The following is an 18010-nucleotide window of genomic DNA, read 5'->3' on the forward strand; positions in this document are numbered from 1 at the left end:
ACACTATATGATAATAATTGGAAAACCAATGACCATACACCATAATCCAAAGCAGCTAAAGTTATCGCAATTATGCTACTACTTGTAATAGCAATAAGTGAACTTTTAGCTTGAATCTTAAAATTCACGTCTACGGTGAGTTGAACCTTGGGGATTAACGTTAGTCCATTTGCAATTACTGTTAACGCCAATATATCAAGTAAAGGTTCCAGTAAAGGTATTTGATAGAATAAAGCAATATAATAGGATGAACAATAAAGTACAATATATATTAATATTGAAAGACAAATATTAAATATAAATACTGTCGAATAATCTTTTTCTGTACGCTCCGGTTTTCTAATTAATGCTGCACTAAATCCACTATCAATTAGAACCTGAGCTAATGATAGAAATAAAGTTAGCATACCCACATAACCAAAAGAGCTTGGCCCAAGAATCCTACCCAAATACAACATTAATAATAATTGTATAGCTTGGGTTCCTAGCCTTTCAATAGTGCTCCATAATAACCCTTGTTTGGCTAGTTTATTATTCATCAATTAAACTTTCTCAAAAAGTTCTTTAAATGATGGTTGATTCATATCTTTGTCTGAGATAATCGCTTTTTCTTCTTTCCAATTAATGGCTAAAAAATCATCATCCCATCTTATACCTTTTTCCATTTTTGCATTATAAAAATTATTTGTTTTGTATAAAAAATCAGCAACATCACTAATCACTTCAAATCCATGAGCGAATCCTTCTGGGATCCACAACTGACGCCTATTTTCAGCAGAAATATTTACTCCAACCCATTTACCAAAAGTTTTGGAGTCTTTTCTTATATCCACTGCAACATCATATACTTCACCCACAACACAGCGTACTAATTTTGCCTGTGAATAAGGAGGCAATTGAAAATGCAACCCTCTAATTACTCCCTTAGTAGATTTAGAATGGTTATCCTGAACAAATTCAACCTTCCGTCCTACAGCTTCTTCAAATACTTTCTGGTTAAAGCTCTCAAAAAAGAAACCGCGTTCATCACCAAATACTTTTGGTTCAAAAATTAGCACATCAGGAATTTCAGTTTCAATTACGTTCATTTTATTAATAACCTTTAATCATTTTTAGCAGATACTTACCATAAGCATTTTTCTTTAGCGGCTCGGCCAATATCTTCACCTGCTCTGCATCAATAAATCCTTTACGATAAGCAATCTCTTCCGGGCAAGATACTTTTAATCCCTGACGCTCTTCAATCGTTGCAATGAAGTTGCTTGCTTCAATAAGGCTTTGATGCGTCCCTGTATCCAGCCACGCATAGCCGCGCCCCATCATAGCAACAGACAAACGTCCTTGTTCCATATAAATGCGGTTAATATCGGTAATTTCCAGTTCACCACGCGCAGATGGTTTAAGGTTTTTCGCCATTTCTACAACGTCATTGTCATAGAAATAAAGTCCGGTTACAGCATAATTGCTTTTTGGCTCTAATGGTTTTTCTTCAAGACTAATGGCTGTTCCGCTCTTATCAAACTCCACGACACCATAACGTTCAGGATCATTAACGTGATAAGCAAATACCGTTGCACCGCTTTCTTTGTTAACAGCAGCTTCCATTAATTTCGGCAAGTCGTGTCCATAGAAGATATTATCGCCAAGCACGAGTGCACAATCATCACCGCCAATAAAGTCTTCACCAATGATAAACGCTTGCGCCAGGCCATCCGGGCTCGGTTGTACTTTATACTGTAAATTAAGCCCCCACTGGCTCCCGTCCCCCAACAATTGTTGGAAACGCGGCGTATCCTGTGGCGTACTGATAATAAGAATATCGCGAATACCCGCCAACATAAGCGTTGAAAGCGGATAATAAATCATCGGCTTATCATAAATCGGCAGCAGTTGTTTACTTACTGCCATCGTCACAGGATAAAGACGAGTACCAGACCCACCCGCCAAAATAATACCTTTACGCGTTTTCATTTCACCATTCCTTTTAATTCATCCCGCTCTGGCATCATGAGCGAGATGCAAAAATTTGTTAAATTGCCGTAGTCGTAAATAATTCGTTGAGCATACGTTTCACGCCCACCTGCCAGTCAGGTAAGACAAGCGCAAAGTTCTGCTGAAACTTTTCTGTATTGAGACGAGAGTTATGGGGACGACGGGCTGGTGTGGGATAGGCCGTTGTTGGCACGGCGTTGAGTTTGTTAAGAGCAAGGTTGATCCCCGCTTTGCGCGCTTCTTCAAATACCAGAGCGGCATAATCGTGCCAGGTTGTTGTACCACCAGCAACCAGATGGTACAAACCAGCAACTTCGGGTTTGTTTACTGCCACGCGAATGGCATGAGCGGTGCAATCAGCCAGCAATTCAGCACCTGTTGGTGCGCCAAATTGATCGTTTATTACAGCCAACTCTTCGCGTTCTTTTGCCAGACGCAACATCGTTTTGGCAAAGTTATTTCCTTTACCAGCGTATACCCAGCTGGTACGGAAAATAAGATGCTTTGCGCAATGTTCTTGTAACGCTTTTTCTCCAGCTAGCTTGGTTTCACCGTAGACATTTAGCGGTGCTGTTGCATCCGTTTCCAGCCATGGCGTATCACCGCTGCCTGGGAAAACATAATCAGTGGAGTAGTGTATAACCCAGGCTCCGACTTCATTAGCTGCTTTTGCAATCGCTTCGACGCTTGTCGCGTTAAGTAATTGTGCGAAATCCGGTTCTGATTCCGCTTTGTCTACTGCAGTGTGAGCAGCCGCATTAACAATAACATCAGGGCGAATTTTTTTGACAGTTTCAGCCACACCTTCGGGGTTGCTGAAATCGCCACAATAATCAGTGGAGTGAACATCAAGAGCAATCAGATTACCTAGCGGTGCCAGAGCACGTTGCAGTTCCCAACCCACCTGCCCTGTTTTGCCGAAAAGCAGGATATTCATTACTGACGGCCCTCATAGTTTTGTTCAATCCACGACTGATAAGCACCGCTTTTCACATTCTCAACCCAATTTGTATTAGCCAGATACCATTCCACCGTTTTACGAATACCGCTCTCAAACGTTTCTTGCGGTTTCCAGCCCAATTCGCGGCTAATTTTATCGGCATCAATTGCATAACGGCGATCATGTCCTGGGCGATCGGCAACATAAGTAATTTGCTCACGATAAGATTTCTCTTTCGGTACAATCTCATCCAACAAATCACAAATAGTGAACACTACGTCGATGTTTTTCTTTTCGTTGTGTCCACCAATGTTATATGTTTCGCCCGCTTTACCTTCGGTTACGACGGTATATAACGCACGAGCATGATCCTCTACATACAACCAGTCGCGAATTTGATCCCCTTTACCATAAATAGGTAATGGCTTACCTTCCAGAGCATTCAGAATAACCAATGGGATTAGTTTTTCCGGGAAGTGATAAGGACCATAATTGTTAGAGCAATTAGTCACAATGGTCGGTAAACCATAAGTCCGCTTCCATGCGCGTACCAAATGATCGCTGGACGCTTTAGAAGCAGAATATGGGCTACTTGGCGCGTAAGCTGTCGTTTCCGTAAATAGCGGTAACGCTTCGTTATTATTTACTTCATCCGGATGGGGTAAATCGCCATACACTTCATCAGTAGAAATATGATGAAAGCGGAAACTTTTTTTCTTTTCATCATTCAGAGCAGACCAGTAATTGCGCGCTGCTTCTAAAAGAACATAAGTACCCACAATATTGGTTTCAATAAATGCCGCAGGGCCAGTTATTGAACGGTCAACATGACTCTCTGCCGCCAGGTGCATCACCGCGTCTGGCTGGTGCTGTGCGAAAATACGCGCCATAGCTACGGCATCGCAGATATCTGCATGCTCAAATGAATAACGTTCAGAATCAGAAACTTCAGCGAGTGATTCCAGGTTTCCGGCGTAAGTCAATTTATCGACATTAACAACACTGTCCTGCGTATTATTTATAATGTGACGAACTACAGCAGAGCCAATAAACCCTGCGCCACCAGTTACAAGTATCTTCACTTTTTTATTCCATATAGCTATAGAGCATGCTGTGAAATAGACTGCTCCAGAATTGATTAATAGAGGCATTAGTGCACGCTACCGCCCCTGGCTTAACAGCTACCAGAGCACTGCGTGCATGACTACGATGTGACGACCTGACTCGCTCGTGCCAAATCCAAAAAATTCAAACGCTAATTGTCTTACCAAACAGCCATAGAAACAAGGAAAATCCTGGAAAAGTTTGACGCGAAGCCGCTTGCTAACTCATTGTTATTATTGAAATTCATAAAAAAACAACGGCAGGAAAATTCAATGCGCAAAACTTATGCTATGAATCTTCACTGCCGTTTTTAATTTCTTACTTACCGACACTTCCTGTCAGATTTTCGTTATTCGCTTAACAACTTCTCAATGCCTTTGCGGAACTTCGCCCCTTCTTTCAGGTTGCGCAGCCCATATTTTACAAACGCCTGCATATAGCCCATTTTCTTACCACAGTCGTAACTGTCACCAGTCATCAGCATTGCGTCAACGGACTGTTTTTTCGCCAGTTCAGCAATGGCATCTGTGAGCTGAATTCGCCCCCATGCACCAGGCTGAGTGCGCTCCAGTTCAGGCCAAATATCGGCAGAAAGCACATAACGGCCTACGGCCATAATGTCTGAATCCAGCGTCTGCGGCTGATCGGGTTTTTCGATAAATTCAACAATGCGGCTGACTTTACCTTCGCGATCCAGCGGCTCTTTAGTCTGGATGACGGAGTATTCAGAGAGGTCTCCCGGCATACGTTTTGCCAATACCTGACTGCGACCAGTTTCATTGAAGCGCGCAATCATTGCTGCAAGGTTGTAACGCAACGGATCGGCGCTGGCATCATCAATAACCACATCGGGCAGCACGACGACAAATGGATTATCACCAATAGCCGGTCGGGCACACAAAATAGAGTGGCCTAAACCTAATGGTTCACCCTGACGCACGTTCATAATGGTCACGCCCGGCGGGCAGATGGACTGTACTTCTGCCAGCAGCTGTCGCTTCACGCGCAGCTCAAGGAGGGATTCTAATTCATAAGAGGTGTCGAAGTGGTTTTCGACCGCGTTTTTGGACGCATGAGTTACCAGGAGGATTTCTTTGATTCCTGCAGCCACAATCTCGTCAACAATGTACTGAATCATTGGCTTATCGACGATGGGTAGCATCTCTTTAGGAATCGCCTTAGTTGCAGGCAACATATGCATCCCAAGACCCGCTACAGGAATAACTGCTTTTAAATTCGTCATTATTTCATCCACCTGTAAAATGGTTGCTGAATTATAGCTTGTTCGATTTTTTTCGCCAGCATCAATTACCCTGAATTGATTACTGATTTCCTTCCGATGTTACGCCGCTTTGTCCAGGATTGCAGTAGCGTTATTCTTAAGTATGGTGCCATTTTTCCAGGAATGGTCGCAAATCTATCGTTCCAGTTTCGGTAGCCTGAAGTTTATCTTTTCCACATTAACGACATGGTGATTAATCCTGTCGATATCGACAGAGCTTTGTCCTTTTTCATTCACCGCATGAACATTTACCAGTGACAGTAGCGTCTCGTTCTTTGCCATAAATGTCCCACGGACATCCTTACGCAAGTCGAAGTTCATGGTCAATGCCGGGCCAACCGAAGATTCTTGCATTACATTGATATTACGCATAAAAAGGTGCTGCGGCTTGTTGTGTAGCTCCAGAGAAGCACGTTTCATCGCAATATTGGTCAGCGCAACAAAGGAGATAGCATTCCCTGCGGAGATTTGGATTCCACGCAATTTCCAGGTAAGATCCGTATTATCAAGATGAATATTATTCAGTCTGAAGTTTTGCGGTATGGAGAGATACTTGCCTTTAATGACGCCGTAGCCGATTAACATCCCGGCACTATTAACCATTTCTATATTGTCAATAACAAAGTTATCACATCCATATATCGCTACAGTGGCGTTATCAATACCGGCTTTCTTGCTGAAATCAGGCGTAATATTACGCGCTTTGATATTACGGATAATGAAATGTTTACCATTTTCAACATGAATCAGCTGTCGACAATCCGATCCTGTAATATTCGCCACAACAAAGTTTTTCACCGCCTGGTCTTCCGGGTAGTTATTATCGTAGGTACTTCCCGCAAGGCCTATGCCGATACCCCAGTTGATTTTGCCATTAGTACAGTTGATGCGTTCTATTACGTGGTCGGAAATTAAAATATCGCGGTCGTTGATTGCCACGTTCCATTCGATGGCGTCGCCCTGTAAGTTGCTGAACTTACAATTGGTGATGTTGGCACCGATAATCTGGTTGTGAAATCCCTGGCGTAATATGGCGTAATTAGCGTGGCTCACGGTCAGGTTATCGATGGTCAGGTTGCGCATAACCCGTTTGTTTTTGCCGCCGATATAAATCTGCGTTACCGGGCCAAAGCCGCTCATCGCCAGCCCTTTGATGGTGCAGTCAGAACCGCGCACATCCAGGGTGATGTTATGCATACTGCCGCCCTTCACCCCTGTCACCTGGCTGCCGTCCTGTAAGACAAATCGCCCTCTGCCGTTGCCGCGCAAACTACCGAGGATGTGTAACGTTTTGCCGGGAGGGATGAAGATGCCGGTGTTGATGTTGTCGCAAACAAATCCGGCGGGCACGACGACCGTTTGCCCTTCGCTAAAGGCTTGTTTAAATGAGGCGATCCAGTCGTGCGGATTGTAGTCGTTGATGTTAACGCTTTGTCGGGCGGGAAGTGCACGGGCGAAAGGGGTATGGAGGAAAGCAAGCGCGGAGCTTGCCGTCAGGAAGGTGCGTCGGGAGATTGTTTTAAATGACATGCGTTCTCCTCTATAAAGCTTGCAGCAAGCTGGCGAGTTCTCGGTTAATCACCTGCTGGTTAAAATCGTGTTCGACTTTTTCGCGCGCGCGTTTGACGACCGGAGCCAGTTCGTCTGTATCCAGTTGGCTAAACGCCGCCAGCCGTTGCGCCAGTGCATAGGCGTCATTTTCCGGCACCAGCCAGCCAGATTTATCTGCCTCCACCAGTTCTGGTATTCCGCTATGCAAAGTGGAAACGACCGGAATGCCGACCGCCATCGCTTCCATTAGCGCCACCGGAATACCTTCCATATCGCCATCCGCACCCGTTACCGATGGCAACAGGAAGACATCCGCTTCGTCGAGCATCGCTTTTACTTCGTGGCTCGGTTTAAAGCCCGGCATCTCCACCACATCTTCCAGTTGATACTGTTCGATGAGCGTACGCAGGCGCCGCTCCCACGGGCCGATGCCGAGGATGCGATAGCGAAATGCCACACCCTGCTCTTTGAGCTGACGGCAAGATTCGATCGCCACATGCAGGCCCTTTTTCTCAGTTAAACGTGCAACGGAAATAATCTCCAGCGGTGTTCCAGGCGCTTTAACCGGACGAGGGCTAAAGCGCGTCATGTCCACGCCCATGCGCGATACAGCGATTTTTTCCATCGGACAGCCCATCTTTTGCAATCTCCCTGCCCACAGATCGCTTATTGGCAACATCAGGTCGCCACGGCGAAACAGTTGTTGATATTCCGGGGTGTAATGGTTGAGCACTTCCCGACTGGAAATATCAATACCGTGGAAGATAGTGGCAATTTTGCCGCGAATGACACCTAGTTCACGCAATTTTGCTGCGGTTACCCCCGCAGGGCCAAAGTGAGCGATAAAGACATCGGCATGAAGCGGTGTTACGACCTGGCCGCAAATGGCAGACAAAATCAGGTTCCGCGACTCGGCACCATAGCGTTTGAGGTTGAGCGCCTGCCAGGTATTTTTACGATGAATGCCGCGTAAGGTCTGGCTGGCGCGGTGGCGCAGTTTCGCCACTTTGCCCGTAGGTTCGTCCTGTAACCAGCGAGTTCTGGCAGCAAGGTTGTACTTCGTCCATGCCGCATGGGTGTTTTGCGTGTCGCCTTTTTGCAGCGCGACAATCTCCACCTCAAATCCCATATCAATAAACGCAGTGATTTGATTGAGGACGAAGGTTTCTGACGACAGCGGAAATTTCAGTAAAAAGAAGCCAACCTTCATTTCGCCTCCCCGATGCGTTCCAGCACTGACTGTACCATCTGCATCCCCGTCTGGCGTTCACGACTGACGGCTTCGTTAAGTCGTGCATTCAGCGCCGGAAGCTGGCCTAAGGTATCCGCAACCATCGCTTGCAGGCTGCCGTCTAATAAATGACGGATATCAATTGCCATCTCCGACAGCCCTAACTGCTGCATAATCCCGGCGGATTTATGTTCGTAGTTGATGGCAATTGCCGGAGTGGCAAAGTTCATGGAGATAATGGCGGAGTGCAGCCGCGTACCAACGGTGAGCTCACAGGCACCAAGAATTTTGCCCATTTCCAGATCGTTAAGTTCATCCATCACCACGTGGTAACGGGCAGGATCGCTGATGTACTGACGCAGGTTGAGCGCCACCATGCGGTCGTCTTTGTTATAGCTGTCGATGCCCGTACAGGTGGAGAGCGCAATCACCTGATAGCCTTCGTCGAGAATGCGATTGACTACCCCGGCAAAGGCTTTTTCATACGCTTGTTGAGTGGTGCCAAGGCGTTTGTCGAACGGTGCCAGTTCGCGCAGGGTAATTGCCACAGTTTTCTGTTGTGCGGCAACGTCCAGCCAGTGTTGAACGGCATAGCTGGCGGTGAAATCTTCGGTGTGATGATCAACCAGCCACGCGGTATCGACGCCATGTTCGACTTTTGCGGTGGTGATATTGCTGCGTTTCATCAGATCAAGACTGACCGATTCGCGCAGGATCAACGCGTCGCAGTGACCGAAAACGTAGTTCGCCAGTTGGTTGAATTGCTCATTCTGGAACGGGCCGACGCTGTGACCAATCATAAACAGCGGCTTTTTCGCCATAAACGTGCATAGCGCGTGTTCAAACTGCGGCACGCCGTAGAGATCGACAAAAAACGATCCGCCGACCTGGATAATGGCATCGTAACCTGACAGCAGGCGCACGAAGTCGGTGAATCCCTGGGCGATGGCGATATTGCGCAGCTTGCCAGTGTCGGTGACGCGTGAGAGCAATACCTGGTGTTGATAGCGGCGACGGAGGACTTTTTTAACGCGCCCGACAACGCCCGCTGCGCTGTTGTGTTGTTTCATTTGCAGGAATAGCGGATCGCCCATCACCGGGCGATTAAGCAGCCAGGAAGAACTGACCGGATAGCGACTCATCACGTCCACTTCGGCTTGTGGATTGAGGATGTTGATGGCATCAAGTAAGCCGCGCAGGATGGCGCTGTCGCCGCGATTGCCGCAAGTATGGTTGCCAAGAATAAGTAATTTCATTTTTTCCTCATAAATTTGATGCCAGGTGAGGTTATGTTGTTGTTTTTATTGCCGGAGCCTAAAACAACCATTCACCCCGCCCGTAGAAGCATTTTCATTTTTTCGCTGCGACAAAACTGGCGTTTCACTTCCACCACCAGCGGATGGCGCGACAACACAATCATCACCACAAACGCCAGTACGCCTGCGGTAATTTGCACCGCCAGCAACGTCGCCAGCGCCAGTTGCCCTTTCAGCAGCACGCCCAGCGCATAACTAACCACCAGCGTCGGCAGCGAGAGATAAAACGGTAGCCACAAGCTCAGGATGTACTGGCGATAACTGGAACCGAGCACCGGTTTAATCATCACGAAGTAACTGAGAATAGTGTTGATAATCTGCACCAGCAGGAAACCAAGCGTGACGCCGATTGCGCCCGCCATCTGCCCACCGATAACAATCGCCGGAATAAACAGAAAGGTTTTGAATACGTTGAATTTAAAGCTGATATCGACTCGCGCTTTCGCCATCAGCAGCGAGCCAATAGGGTTACCCACCGAACGCAGCAGCCCCACCACACACAGCAATTGCAGCACCGGAATAATGCTGTTCCACTTCTCGCCAAAGACCAGTGGTACAAAGTTATTCGACACCACCATCAGCCCGAGCAGCGCCGGGAAGTTGATAATCCCCACCACCGACAGCAGCTTGTAGAAGTTAACGCGCAGCTTTTCGGTGTCGTCCTGAATTTTGGCAAACGCCGGAAACAGCACGCGGGTGATGATCGGGTTCAGCTTCATCGGCGGCACAACGGCCACGTTATAGGCCAGGTTGTAGCCCCCAGCCACGCCCGCGCCGAGAATACGCGCCAGCACCAGCGTTGAAAGGTTGGTATTGAGATAGTTGATGATGCTGTCCGCCGTCAGCCAGGCACCAAAGCGTAAGTTCGGTGCTACCGACGCCAGCGAGAAATGCAGACCGGGGCGATAAATTTTGCGACCAAAGTAGCCAAACAGCAGCGTTCTCACCGCACTATTGACCAGATAACCGAGGATCGCAGTCATCGCCAGCGGCCAGAAATGGGCACTAACCACCGTAAAAGTAAAGCCCGCCAGCACCGCGCTGGTTTCGATCATGCCGATTTTGTTGAACTCCAGCTCCTTTTGCATCAACGCGCGGAACTGCTGCCCGTGGGGGATCACCACAAACGCCAGCGACAATGTTTTAATCAACGGTGCCAGATCCGGGTTATTCAGCACGTCACCGATGAGATCACTCAACAAAAACACCGCCACGCACACCACAATCCCCAGCCCGACGTTCAGCCAGTACAGCGTAGTGAGTTCAAGGTGGCTGATTTCTTTTCGCTGAATAATCGAGTTAGCGATACCGAAGTCAGAAAGCGTATCTGCCAGCGCGATGATCACCAGCGACACGGTAAGCAGGCCGAACTGGTGGTTGTCGATAATCCGCGCCAGCACGGTCATCTGCACCAGCCCGAGGCCAATGATGATCACCGTGGCAATCGCCGACCACTTCGCGCCGCTGATGGTTTTTTCACGTAAGCTCATATCAATATGCCGCTTTGTTAACGAAGCCCTTGAATACCGTCAGGAAAACGATTTTGATATCGAACCAGACGCTCCATTCGCGGATGTACTCAAGGTCGAACTCGACGCGTTTTTCCATTTTCTCCAGCGTGTCGGTTTCGCCACGCCAGCCGTTAATCTGCGCCCAACCGGTAATGCCCGGTTTCACCTTATGGCGCAGCATGTAGCCTTCAATAAGCTGGCGATACTGCTCGTTATGCGCCACTGCGTGCGGACGCGGACCAACAATCGACATCCCGCCGGTCAGCACATTGATAAACTGCGGCAATTCATCCAGTGAGGTGCGGCGCAGAAAGTTCCCCACTTTGGTGACGCGCGGATCGTTCTGCGTCGCCTGGGTCACCACGTTGTCGTTCTCCATCACTTTCATGGATCGAAACTTCCACACTTTGATTGGCTTGCCGTCCATGCCGTAGCGAGTCTGGCGGAAAATAACCGGCCCCGGTGAACTGAGTTTCACCGCCAGCGCAATGCAGCACAGCACCGGGGAGATCAGCAGCAGGATCAGCGTTGCCAGCACAATATCTTCCGCACGTTTAATCAGGCGGTTAATCCCGGAAAGCGGCGTGTCATACAGCGGCACCACCGGCACACCGTTCATATCTTCAATGCGCGAATGGAGAATGTTGAAGGTAAAAACGTCGGGGATCAGCAGCACCGAACAGGTGGTGTCCGCCAGTTGATGAACCAGTTTTTTCACTCGCGCGCCGTCGCACATCTGCATCGCGATATAGACGTTATGGATTTTGCCCGCTTTCGCATCTTCGACCAGCTGTTGCAGGTTACCCGCCCAGTCGTTAGACACGCCGCCCGGTTTCGGGTCATGGTATACGCCCACCACTTCAAACCCTAACCACGGTTGATTACGGAAGCTCTCCATCAGCATTTGCCCGGCAGCTAAATCCCCCGCCACGGCAACCATACGCTTGTTATAGCCATGATTACGCAGCCAGCCCGCACCAATACGAATGCACGAACGGCAAACCACCAGTCCGATACTGGTCAGCCCATACCACGCCAGCCAGATTGTCAGTTGCGTGTCGAAATCATTGTTAAACGCCACCAGTCCGGCGCTGAAAATCACACTTAACGTCCAGTTTTGTAGCAACAGGGCAAATTCTGTCGCTGCCCGAACACCGCGCCATGAGCGATAAAAATCGGTGATGCCGCCCAGCATCTGGAACACCACCAGCGTAATCAGCGCCACCAACAGGTGCATGTAGAGGAATGACAGTCCGCTGAGTTCGCAAACCAGCCATAGTCCGGCAAACATGATGGTGATATCTGAAAAGCGTTGCACCATAGAGATTAACGATGCATTGGTTTTCGCTCGCTCGCGCTTTTTTAGATTTGTCATCGTTGTTCCTGTTCTATTGTCGCCTCACCCCGGCCCTCTCCCCAAAGGGGCGAGGGGGAGAAGAAAGTTCCGTGCTCTCTTCTCTCCGCAGGCAGTAGAGCGTCAGGGTGAGGGGGAAAGTAATGACATTACTCGTTCAGCAACGTCAGCAGAGTTCGCGTTCGCGCTTCCATCAGCGGCACATCACCGCGCGATTCCACATTCAACCGCACCACCTGTTCGGTGTTGGAGGAGCGCAGGTTAAAGCGCCAGTCGGCAAAGGTCATGCTGATGCCATCGGTGCGATCCACCGCCAGCGCCTCACGGCTAAAATGCTGTTCGACGCGATTAATCGCCTCAACGGGGTGCGCCAGTTTGCTGTTGATCTCACCGCTTGCCGGGAATGCTGCCATCCGGTCGCGTACCAGTTCGCCCAGCGTTTTTCCTTTCAGGCACACCAGTTCGGCTACCAGCAGCCACGGGATCATGCCGCTGTCGCAGTAGGCGAAATCACGGAAGTAATGATGCGCGCTCATTTCGCCGCCGTAGATGGCGTCTTCCTTGCGCATACGTTCTTTAATAAAGGCGTGTCCGGTTTTCGACATCACCGGCGTACCGCCTGCGGCAGTCACCACATCGATGGTGTTCCAGGAAAGACGCGGATCGTGGATGATCTTCGCCCCGGGATTTTTTTCGAGGAACGCTTCTGCCAGCAGGCCGACGATGTAGTAGCCCTCGATAAACTGCCCTTTTTCGTCAAACAGAAAACAGCGGTCAAAATCGCCATCAAAAGCAATGCCCATATCCGCGCCGTGTTTGATGACTGCATTACGGGTGTCGTCGCGGCATTCCGGCAGCAGCGGGTTAGGAATACCGTTGGGGAAATTGCCGTCCGGCGTGTTGTGCACTTTGATTAATTCCACAGGCGCACCGAGAGCTTTAAAGCGGGCTTCAATAGCGTCCACCACCGGCCCCGCCGCGCCGTTCCCGGAGTTGATCACCAGTTTGAGCGGCGTGAGGTTTTTGACATTGATATAACCGAACAGGTGATCAACGTAAGCGTCACGCAGATTGATTTGCTGATAGCGACCGCGTGTTGTTTCATCGACAGGCGGGAAGTCGTTGGCTTCTGCCAGACGCTGGACGTCGCGCAGTCCGGTATCGCCGCTGATCGGGCGAGCCCCTTCGCGCACCAGCTTCATGCCGTTGTAATCCATCGGATTATGGCTGGCAGTGACTTCAATGCCGCCATCAACACCGAGATGGAACGTGGCAAAATAGATCTCTTCGGTGCCGGACATGCCGATATCCAGCACATCGACGCCCGCATCCTGTAAACCTTTTGCCAGCGCCAGTTTTAAGGTTTCGCTGGTGAGACGGACATCACCGCCTAAAACAATGGTTTTCGGTTTAAGGAATTCGCCATAGGCGCGGCCAATGCGCCAGGCAATATCTTCATTCAGTTCTTTGCCTAATTTTCCGCGAATATCATAGGCTTTAAAGCAGGTTAATTTTTTCATGTCGTTACCCTTTTTCAGGCAATAGTTGACCCTGACCGAAGCGGCCAATTTTGTTTTTGTCGTTATTTACCGGAGAATTAATCCGGTTGATTATTCAACTGCTACACCCGTCCGTAGCGATCCGCGAAGCGCACCACATCATCCTCTTCGAGATAAGAGCCGGAGCGCACTTCAATTAAATCGAGCGGAATTTTCCCCGGGTTTTCCAAGCAATGCGTCGCCCCCAGCGGAATATAAATGGACTCGTTTTCGCCAAGCAGTTTGATATCACCGTCAATGGTGACTTTTGCCGTTCCCGCTACCACTACCCAGTGTTCCGCGCGGTGATGGTGCATCTGTACCGACAAGCCCTCACCTGGTTTCACTGTAATGCGTTTCACCTGATAGCGGTCGCCTGCGTCGATAGAGTCATATTTGCCCCACGGGCGATACACTTCGCGATGCACCCGATGCTCATGGCGACCATCGGCTTTGATCTGCTCGACCACTTTTTTCACATCCTGCACCGAGTTCCGGTCGGCAATCAGCACCGCGTCTTTGGTCTGCACCACGACCAGATCTTTCACCCCGACTGTGGTGACCAGGCCAGATTCGGCATACACATAGCTGTTTTCGGTTTTGTGATTAATCACATCGCCATGGCAAACGTTGCCCTCGGCAGTGTGGGCGCTGATCTCCCATAATGAAGACCAGGAACCGACATCGCTCCAGCCCGCATCCATCGGCACCACAACCGCATCTGCCGTGCGTTCCATGACCGCGTAGTCCACCGACTCTTCCGGACAGGCCAGAAACGCCTCTTCATCCACACGAATAAAATCGAGATCCGGATCGATGGCGCTCATCGCTTTTTCACAGGCGTCGAGAATATCCGGGCGATATTTTTTCAGTTCTTCGAGATAACGTCCGGCGCGGAACAGGAACATGCCGCTATTCCAGTAATATTCGCCGCTTGCCACATAGGCCTGAGCGGTTTCCAGATTCGGTTTTTCGACAAACTGCGCCACTTCAAAAGCCACCGCATCCTGCTCGCCCGCAGAAACCTCGCCACGACGAATATAGCCATAACCGGTTTCTGGTAGATCCGGCACAATGCCGAAAGTCACCAGTTTGCCCGCTTCGGCATACGGCATGGCGTTACGCACGGCGGCGCGAAAAACGTCTTCATCTGCAATTACATGATCCGCCGCCAGCACCAGCATTAACGGATCGCTCTCAGGGCTATGACGTGTTGCCGCCAGCGCCGCCAGCGCAATGGCAGGGGCAGTGTTACGCCCTGCCGGTTCGAGAATAATGTTCTCGGTAAGTTTGTTCAGTTGACGCAGCTGTTCCGCAACAATAAAGCGGTGCTGCTCATTGCAAATCACCACCGGGCTTTCGCACTCCACGCCGTTCAGGCGGCAGATGGTGGTTTGCAGCATGGTGAGATCGCCTTTCAGGCATAAAAACTGCTTGGGGTAAAGTACGCGGGAAAGCGGCCATAAGCGGCTCCCGGAGCCACCTGCCATCACGACTGGATAGAGTTTCGACTGCGCCATAATTATCCCCGAATATCATTTATAAATTGACGTAACACGTTCTCTTTATCGAGCGTGCGTTCGGCATATTCACGTGCCACCGTGTTGTGTTTGGGCAGCAGGAGCGCCTGGCAAATCCCTGCCACCAGCGCCTCAACCGATTCCGGTTCTACGCAAACCGCAATTCCTGGGAAGGTTTCGCAGAGTTGCCCCAGCTCAGTGTGGGCTTCTGCGGTAATCACCGCGTTACCGCCTACCGCCAGAATATTGGTCAGCTTCGACGGCAATACCGCATCTGCTGCGCCACGTTTTTGCACTACCAGATGGCAATCGCCCATCTTCAGCAGCGCGGGTAAAGCGTCATACGATTGCAGCGGGAAGAATTGCATGTTGCGCAATCCACGCTGTTGCGCCATTTTTTCCAGCCGCGCTTTGCCGCCGCCCTGCCCGACAATGGCAAAAATCAGCGGTTCATCGCGCAGGCGATCGGCGGCTTCAATAACGTTTTCCAGCCCCTGCTTTTCACCAATATTGCCGGAGTAAAGAATGATTTTTTTGTTATCCGGCAGGCCAAGCTGGTTACGAAGGGCGTCAACATCAGCCTCTGCAACATGCTGAAAACGGGCAATTTCCGACCAGTTGGGGAAGAAGATGACCTTTTCCGCCGCCACGCCTTTTTCAACGGCTTTGTTCATCATTGAGCGCGAAATGGTAGAGACGTTATCGACGTTATGCAGTCCGCTACGTTCGAACGCCGTCGCCAGCTGTGCCACTTTGCCGCCTTTGCCCTTTCCGGCAAGACCCAGCCCCAGCATGGCGTCCACTTCGTAATCCTGAATATGCAGCACCGTGCGCGCGCCAGAGAGTTTCGCCAGCAGGCGCATTCCCGGCGTGCAAAACAGCGTTGGCACCACGCCGATAATGCGATCCGGCTTCCAGCGACGTTGCGCCATCAGCGGAAAAAAACTGCTGGCGGCAAAACTGCCGAGATGTAACAGGCGTTTCAGTGTGCTCGGCTGTTTTGGCACATACAGCGGGCAGCGCCACACAGTGGCTGCGCCCTCTTCACGTTTGTACCGCCAGGCGGAATAGTTCTCGCCCACCTGCCACTGCGGGTAGTAAGGCGGTGCGGTAATGACCCGCACCTCATGACCTTGTGCCGCCAGCCATTCGACCATCTCACCGGTATATTTGCCGATACCGGTTAACTCCGGCGAGTAGTTAATGCCGTAGACCAGTATTTTCATAATCCGGGTACTCCGGCACGCTTCTCAGCGAGAAAATAGGCGCGGCTGTTAGCGTGAACATTGTCACTGGCGAGCAGCGAGTCCGGCGTCAGCCAGCGGTAATCGTCGTGCTGCTCATCCGGCAGAAACAGCTCCTCTTCCGTCACTTTCAGGCGAAAACCGAGCACCACATAGTGAGTGGTGAAATCCGTGCCGGAGAAATTATCGTCATAAAAGTGCTGCCAGACACCGTAAAACTGGCCTGCTGTTATCGGCAGACGCAGCCCCAGTTCCGCCATCGTCAGCCGCTCAAATGCGGCTTCCAGCGTTTCGTCTTTCTGCACGCGCCCTCCCGGCACAAACCAGTAACCCTGCGCCGGGCGGTTGGTTCTTTTGCCAAGCAGAAACTCGCCGCGACTGTTCTCAACAATAAAGTCGAGAGAGACAAGCGGAGTGGAGCGCACTACCGTGGCAAAGTCTTCCTGACGTAAAAACATCATTACCCCCGAAAGCGGTCTTGATTCTCAAGGAACCACTGGTAAGTGCTGGCAAGCCCCGCTTCTAGTGAGATTTCGTGATACCAGCCAAGCTGATGCAGGCGCGTCACATCCAGCAGTTTGCGCGGCGTACCATCCGGTTTGCTGGCATCAAAAACCACCCGACCTTTAAAGCCCACCACTTTGGCGATGGTTTGCGCCAGCTCGCGAATGGTGCAGTCAACGCCAGTGCCGACGTTAATGTGCGACAGCATCGGCTGGGTATTTTCCAGCCAGACTTCGTGCGCCAGCTCCATGACATGAATGCTCGCCGCCGCCATATCATCGACGTGCAGGAATTCACGCATCGGTGTACCGCTGCCCCACACCACCACGTCCGGCGCATTCTGTGCCGTCGCCTCGTGGAAGCGACGCAGCAATGCAGGGATCACATGCGAATTACTCGGGTGGAAATTGTCGTGTGGCCCGTACAGGTTGGTCGGCATGACTGAGCGGTAATCGCGTCCGTACTGGCGGTTGTAAGATTCGCACAGTTTGATCCCGGCGATTTTGGCAATGGCATAAGGCTCGTTGGTCGGCTCCAGCGTGCCCTGCAACAACTCGCTTTCTGCCATCGGCTGTTTTGCCAGTTTCGGGTAGATGCAGGACGATCCGAGAAACAGCAGTTTGTTCACGTCGTTCTGATGCGCGGCGTGAATGATGTTGCTCTCAATCATCATGTTCTGGTAGATGAAATCCGCCGGATACGTGTTGTTGGCGACAATGCCGCCCACTTTCGCCGCCGCCAGATAGACCTGGTCAATACTTTCGCTGGCAAAGAAATCATGCACCGCGCGGCTGTCCAGCAGGTTCAGCTCGTCGCGGGTGCGTAATACCAGTTCCACATCACCGCGCTGTTCAAGCTGTCGCCTGATGGCGGAACCGACCATCCCGCGATGGCCAGCGATAAAAATGCGTTGTTTACTCATG

At 50.4% G+C, this 18010-nt stretch carries 16 protein-coding genes; all 16 read right to left on the reverse strand.

Features of this window, described 5'->3' with window-relative positions; all coding sequences use genetic code 11:
* A partial coding sequence (locus HEN21_RS18630; RefSeq protein WP_183082924.1) for an oligosaccharide flippase family protein occupies positions 1 to 539 on the reverse strand: 539 nt, incomplete at its 3' end.
* A 3-nt stretch (positions 540 to 542) separates the two neighbouring features.
* The gene (gene rfbC, locus HEN21_RS18635; protein ID WP_183082925.1) at positions 543 to 1088 is read right to left on the reverse strand and encodes a dTDP-4-dehydrorhamnose 3,5-epimerase; all 546 of its coding nucleotides are present in this window, start codon (positions 1086 to 1088) and stop codon (positions 543 to 545) included.
* A gap of 4 nt (positions 1089 to 1092) precedes the next feature.
* The gene (gene rfbA, locus HEN21_RS18640) at positions 1093 to 1971 is read right to left on the reverse strand and encodes a glucose-1-phosphate thymidylyltransferase RfbA (RefSeq protein WP_105285102.1); all 879 of its coding nucleotides are present in this window, start codon (positions 1969 to 1971) and stop codon (positions 1093 to 1095) included.
* 58 nt (positions 1972 to 2029) lie between these two features.
* Complete coding sequence (rfbD, locus tag HEN21_RS18645) at positions 2030 to 2929, reverse strand: dTDP-4-dehydrorhamnose reductase (protein WP_001023613.1); 900 nt, start codon at positions 2927 to 2929, stop codon at positions 2030 to 2032.
* The gene (gene rfbB / locus HEN21_RS18650; protein WP_000699456.1) at positions 2929 to 4014 is read right to left on the reverse strand and encodes a dTDP-glucose 4,6-dehydratase; all 1086 of its coding nucleotides are present in this window, start codon (positions 4012 to 4014) and stop codon (positions 2929 to 2931) included. The genes rfbD and rfbB overlap by 1 nt, the downstream gene beginning before the upstream one ends.
* A gap of 371 nt (positions 4015 to 4385) precedes the next feature.
* Positions 4386 to 5279 (reverse strand): UTP--glucose-1-phosphate uridylyltransferase GalF, encoded by an 894-nt coding sequence (gene galF, locus HEN21_RS18655; protein ID WP_000183032.1) that lies wholly within the window; start codon positions 5277 to 5279, stop codon positions 4386 to 4388.
* Positions 5280 to 5453: 174 nt separating this feature from the next.
* Entirely contained in the window at positions 5454 to 6848 is a 1395-nt protein-coding gene (gene wcaM, locus HEN21_RS18660) for a colanic acid biosynthesis protein WcaM (RefSeq protein WP_176252684.1), read from the reverse strand.
* 10 nt (positions 6849 to 6858) lie between these two features.
* Positions 6859 to 8079: a colanic acid biosynthesis glycosyltransferase WcaL gene (wcaL, locus tag HEN21_RS18665; RefSeq protein ID WP_000862690.1), complete on the reverse strand. Its 1221-nt coding sequence runs from the start codon at positions 8077 to 8079 to the stop codon at positions 6859 to 6861.
* Positions 8076 to 9356, reverse strand: a complete 1281-nt coding sequence (gene wcaK / locus HEN21_RS18670) for a colanic acid biosynthesis pyruvyl transferase WcaK (RefSeq protein WP_176252683.1) — start codon at positions 9354 to 9356, stop codon at positions 8076 to 8078. Before wcaK ends, wcaL begins: the two co-directional genes overlap by 4 nt.
* 71 nt (positions 9357 to 9427) lie before the next feature.
* Entirely contained in the window at positions 9428 to 10906 is a 1479-nt protein-coding gene (gene wzxC, locus HEN21_RS18675) for a colanic acid undecaprenyl disphosphate flippase WzxC (RefSeq protein WP_085460860.1), read from the reverse strand.
* A 1-nt stretch (position 10907) separates the two neighbouring features.
* The gene (wcaJ, locus tag HEN21_RS18680) at positions 10908 to 12302 is read right to left on the reverse strand and encodes an undecaprenyl-phosphate glucose phosphotransferase (RefSeq protein WP_176252682.1); all 1395 of its coding nucleotides are present in this window, start codon (positions 12300 to 12302) and stop codon (positions 10908 to 10910) included.
* 128 nt (positions 12303 to 12430) lie between these two features.
* Positions 12431 to 13801: a colanic acid biosynthesis phosphomannomutase CpsG gene (gene cpsG, locus HEN21_RS18685; protein WP_183082926.1), complete on the reverse strand. Its 1371-nt coding sequence runs from the start codon at positions 13799 to 13801 to the stop codon at positions 12431 to 12433.
* Between the two features lie 101 nt (positions 13802 to 13902).
* On the reverse strand, positions 13903 to 15339 hold the full coding sequence (cpsB, locus tag HEN21_RS18690; RefSeq protein ID WP_176252680.1) for a mannose-1-phosphate guanyltransferase: 1437 nt from the start codon (positions 15337 to 15339) through the stop codon (positions 13903 to 13905).
* Positions 15340 to 15341: 2 nt separating this feature from the next.
* Positions 15342 to 16565: a colanic acid biosynthesis fucosyltransferase WcaI gene (gene wcaI / locus HEN21_RS18695; protein ID WP_176252679.1), complete on the reverse strand. Its 1224-nt coding sequence runs from the start codon at positions 16563 to 16565 to the stop codon at positions 15342 to 15344.
* Entirely contained in the window at positions 16562 to 17041 is a 480-nt protein-coding gene (gmm, locus tag HEN21_RS18700) for a GDP-mannose mannosyl hydrolase (RefSeq protein ID WP_105285109.1), read from the reverse strand. The genes wcaI and gmm overlap by 4 nt, the downstream gene beginning before the upstream one ends.
* 2 nt (positions 17042 to 17043) lie before the next feature.
* Positions 17044 to 18009, reverse strand: coding sequence for a GDP-L-fucose synthase (gene fcl / locus HEN21_RS18705; RefSeq protein WP_176252678.1), 966 nt, complete (start codon positions 18007 to 18009; stop codon positions 17044 to 17046).
* Position 18010 lies beyond the last annotated feature (1 nt).

It is taken from the genome of Escherichia sp. 93.1518, from assembly GCF_013368915.2.
GTDB classification, from domain to species: domain Bacteria; phylum Pseudomonadota; class Gammaproteobacteria; order Enterobacterales; family Enterobacteriaceae; genus Escherichia; species Escherichia ruysiae.

What these genes read in the sequence shown, in the direction of transcription:
- cpsB (WP_176252680.1), bottom strand. Translation starts at nt 15,339, where the DNA reads ATGGCGCAGTCGAAACTCTATCCAGTCGTGATGGCAGGTGGCTCCGGG.
- wcaM (WP_176252684.1), bottom strand. Translation starts at nt 6,848, where the DNA reads ATGTCATTTAAAACAATCTCCCGACGCACCTTCCTGACGGCAAGCTCC.
- wcaI (WP_176252679.1), bottom strand. Translation starts at nt 16,565, where the DNA reads ATGAAAATACTGGTCTACGGCATTAACTACTCGCCGGAGTTAACCGGT.
- galF (WP_000183032.1), bottom strand. Translation starts at nt 5,279, where the DNA reads ATGACGAATTTAAAAGCAGTTATTCCTGTAGCGGGTCTTGGGATGCAT.
- rfbC (WP_183082925.1), bottom strand. Translation starts at nt 1,088, where the DNA reads ATGAACGTAATTGAAACTGAAATTCCTGATGTGCTAATTTTTGAACCA.
- rfbD (WP_001023613.1), bottom strand. Translation starts at nt 2,929, where the DNA reads ATGAATATCCTGCTTTTCGGCAAAACAGGGCAGGTGGGTTGGGAACTG.
- cpsG (WP_183082926.1), bottom strand. Translation starts at nt 13,801, where the DNA reads ATGAAAAAATTAACCTGCTTTAAAGCCTATGATATTCGCGGAAAATTA.
- fcl (WP_176252678.1), bottom strand. Translation starts at nt 18,009, where the DNA reads ATGAGTAAACAACGCATTTTTATCGCTGGCCATCGCGGGATGGTCGGT.
- wcaK (WP_176252683.1), bottom strand. Translation starts at nt 9,356, where the DNA reads ATGAAATTACTTATTCTTGGCAACCATACTTGCGGCAATCGCGGCGAC.
- wcaJ (WP_176252682.1), bottom strand. Translation starts at nt 12,302, where the DNA reads ATGACAAATCTAAAAAAGCGCGAGCGAGCGAAAACCAATGCATCGTTA.
- rfbA (WP_105285102.1), bottom strand. Translation starts at nt 1,971, where the DNA reads ATGAAAACGCGTAAAGGTATTATTTTGGCGGGTGGGTCTGGTACTCGT.
- gmm (WP_105285109.1), bottom strand. Translation starts at nt 17,041, where the DNA reads ATGTTTTTACGTCAGGAAGACTTTGCCACGGTAGTGCGCTCCACTCCG.
- wzxC (WP_085460860.1), bottom strand. Translation starts at nt 10,906, where the DNA reads ATGAGCTTACGTGAAAAAACCATCAGCGGCGCGAAGTGGTCGGCGATT.
- wcaL (WP_000862690.1), bottom strand. Translation starts at nt 8,079, where the DNA reads ATGAAGGTTGGCTTCTTTTTACTGAAATTTCCGCTGTCGTCAGAAACC.